The 2,571-nt window shown below is 59.7% G+C and carries 3 protein-coding genes; all 3 read right to left on the reverse strand.

All coding sequences use genetic code 11. The features are described from left to right. Positions 1-1,421, reverse strand: a 1,421-nt coding sequence (locus C9413_RS30860; protein ID WP_170251389.1) for a DUF1254 domain-containing protein, incomplete at its 3' end; no start/stop codon positions are given. A gap of 64 nt (positions 1,422-1,485) precedes the next feature. Continuing rightward, on the reverse strand, positions 1,486-2,256 hold the full coding sequence (locus C9413_RS30865; protein WP_223843941.1) for a hypothetical protein: 771 nt from the start codon (positions 2,254-2,256) through the stop codon (positions 1,486-1,488). 117 nt (positions 2,257-2,373) lie between these two features. Continuing rightward, the coding region (locus C9413_RS30870) for a DUF2147 domain-containing protein (protein ID WP_170251390.1) at positions 2,374-2,571 on the reverse strand (198 nt) is incomplete at its 5' end.

The following is a 2,571-nucleotide window of genomic DNA, read 5'->3' on the forward strand; positions in this document are numbered from 1 at the left end:
GTCTGGACCCAGTTGGCCTCATGGCCTTTCGGCGCCGTCGGACCGAACCAGACGTCGACCGACGAGTCCGCGTTGATCACGATGTCCTTCTTGTCGCTTCCGATGCTGGGGAATTGCCGGTCCGTCTGCAGCATCGAACGCGTCTGGTTGTCATACGCCACGAACGACCAGAATTCCTTTGCAGGAATGTTTGGCGGCAGGTGAATCTTATAGGTCTTGCCGCCGTCGAACGGCTTGCCGTCCTTGTCGGTCGTTGCGCCGGCATATTGCGAGCCGATGCCGACGCGCTTTATCGCCATGGCCGGCGTGATGCCCGTTGCGTAGTAATGAAACAGGACACGGGCCTCCAGATAGCGAACGCCGGGCTGCAGCAGAAACTCGTAGCTCCCGCCGACAAAGCCGGTGAACCAGGCGCTGTTCGGGTAATAATAGGCGTCCTTCATGCGGGTCTTGAAGGTGATGGTGCGCGCCGTCGCATTGCCGACGGCCACGGCTTCGGTAAGGATCTTCTTCATCCGCTCGTCGGGCGCGAAGGCTTTGCCCTTGACGATTCCGATGGCTGCGAGCTGTCCCAGCACTTCAGGGTGATAGGCGTCGTTCGGCTCGTACTGGACGATGTCGTTCACTTCCTCGTAGAAATGGAAATTGTTGGCATGGATGGTGTTGAACTCCCTGCCTGAGACGTTGATTAGCTTCATCGGCGGCGGATTGTCGGCTTCCGAAAGCGGATAGACCTTGGCGAATTTCCTGGTGTTTTCGACGGCGGTCGTCGTGCTGCCGTTCTCGAGGAAGCCGCGCCAGAAGAACAGGTTTCCATAGGTCGACGTCCGCAACACGTGATAACCTTCGGGGATCTCGCCCTCGTGGCCCGGCGGCAAGAGCAGGTATTTTCCACCCTTGCCCTTGTCCGGACCGGCATTGCCGACGTCGCCGACATATTCGAACCAGTGGTTGTCGATCATTCCCAGGATATTGGGCGGCGTCTCGATGACCAGCGGACCCGCCTTGGTGTCGAGCCACATGAGATTGTAGATGCTTTCGGTGTTGCCGGTCAGGAACAGCGAATGCGAATCCATGAGATTCTCGAAGATCAGGATGGTCTGGTTGTTGTCCGCGCCCTGGCTGGCCAGTCCAACCCGCATAGCTTCGACGGATGCGCCGGGCATGGCGTTGAGAAAGGCGTCGACACCACGCATGAAATCGAGATTGTCGTAGATCTTCTCCGAAGTGGCGTCGTCCGGAAAGCCGTCGAAGAAATTCAGCTTGCCAATCCTGGTGTCGACGCTCTCCGGCGTGACGATCGAACTCGGTATCGGCGTCGCCATCTCCATCTTCGGTGCTGTCTGCCCGTGCGCGACCCCGGCAAGAAGGACCAGCGCCGAAGCCGCTCCAAAGAGGTTTTTCATCGATGAAATCGTCATGTGGTCCCTCCACTAAGTCAATTTATGGGAGACAACGAGCGGTGGCCGGACGCCGGCTAGAATTTCACCGCCAGTCGCGTGAAGATGCCGTGCTGGGTGGCGTCATAGCGGAAGCCACCTTCCTCATAGTCGGTGTAGAAGGCCTTGTAGCCGAAAGACGAAGCGAGCGTGTCCGTCCAGTTGTAGCGCCGACAGTTGCCGTTCCCTGCAGAGTGATGTCGGGTGCGACGCCGAAGGCGCCGACGTCGGCCATGACGTCCACGAACCATTTGTTATTGACGTCATAATGCATGGTGAGCCCGACCATCGGATCGGTCCAGCTTTGCGAACCGCTGCGGTCGATCGCCGGGAAGAACACGGGATCGATCCCGAGTTCCACCTTGTTGTGCTGGTAGCGAAGTCCACCCGTCGCGTAGAGCTGCATGTTCGCCACGTTGACCGGCAGCTCGTAGCCGACAAGCGCCGTCGCCACGATCTGCGTCTGCTCGAAGTCGGCGGTTCCGCCGAAGGGGCCGACGTCGGCGTCGGTCGAAATCTTGGCCCACATGACATCCGTATAAAGAAGCCAGCTATCGCCTGCTGCTTGAAAGGATCCCGCGAAAACGCCGTCCAAATCCTCGAGCACGTCCAGAGGCGAGACGTCGACCGCCGCCGCCGGGAGGCCGCGCACGCCGATGTCGCCATTCAAGCCTGCCAGCCAGCCGTCGAACGTGACCTGGAATTTCCATCCGCTGTCGACGACGACCGGTCGAGGTTCCGACGTGTCTGCGGCGGCCGCAGGTGTCGCCGCCAGGGCCAGAGCCATCCCGCAATAGATGCTTTTCATTTCAATCATGCAGCAGTCCCCGATTTCCCATGGCTCCGGCGATTGCCGGAACTGATTCCCGGCGCAAGGCTGGCCAATCACGCTGGAAAAACCCCGTATGTTACCGGATCCGTTTGTTCCCGCGGACTATTGGCGTGACCATTTCTGCGACTCGCAGACGACCTTCATCACACAGCCCTTGAGGGTGACCGTGTCGCCGGAGACGCTGATGGTGCCGTTGTAGGTCTTCTTCGCGTCGGGATCGGTGATCTTGCCAGAATAGCTGCCGCCGTTGCCTTCGAACGCGCCGATCTTCTCGCCGGTATGCTTGCCGCTCTTCAGCGT

Origin of the sequence: Rhizobium sp. SEMIA 4085, assembly GCF_013004495.1 — a bacterium.
GTDB classification, from domain to species: domain Bacteria; phylum Pseudomonadota; class Alphaproteobacteria; order Rhizobiales; family Rhizobiaceae; genus Rhizobium; species Rhizobium gallicum.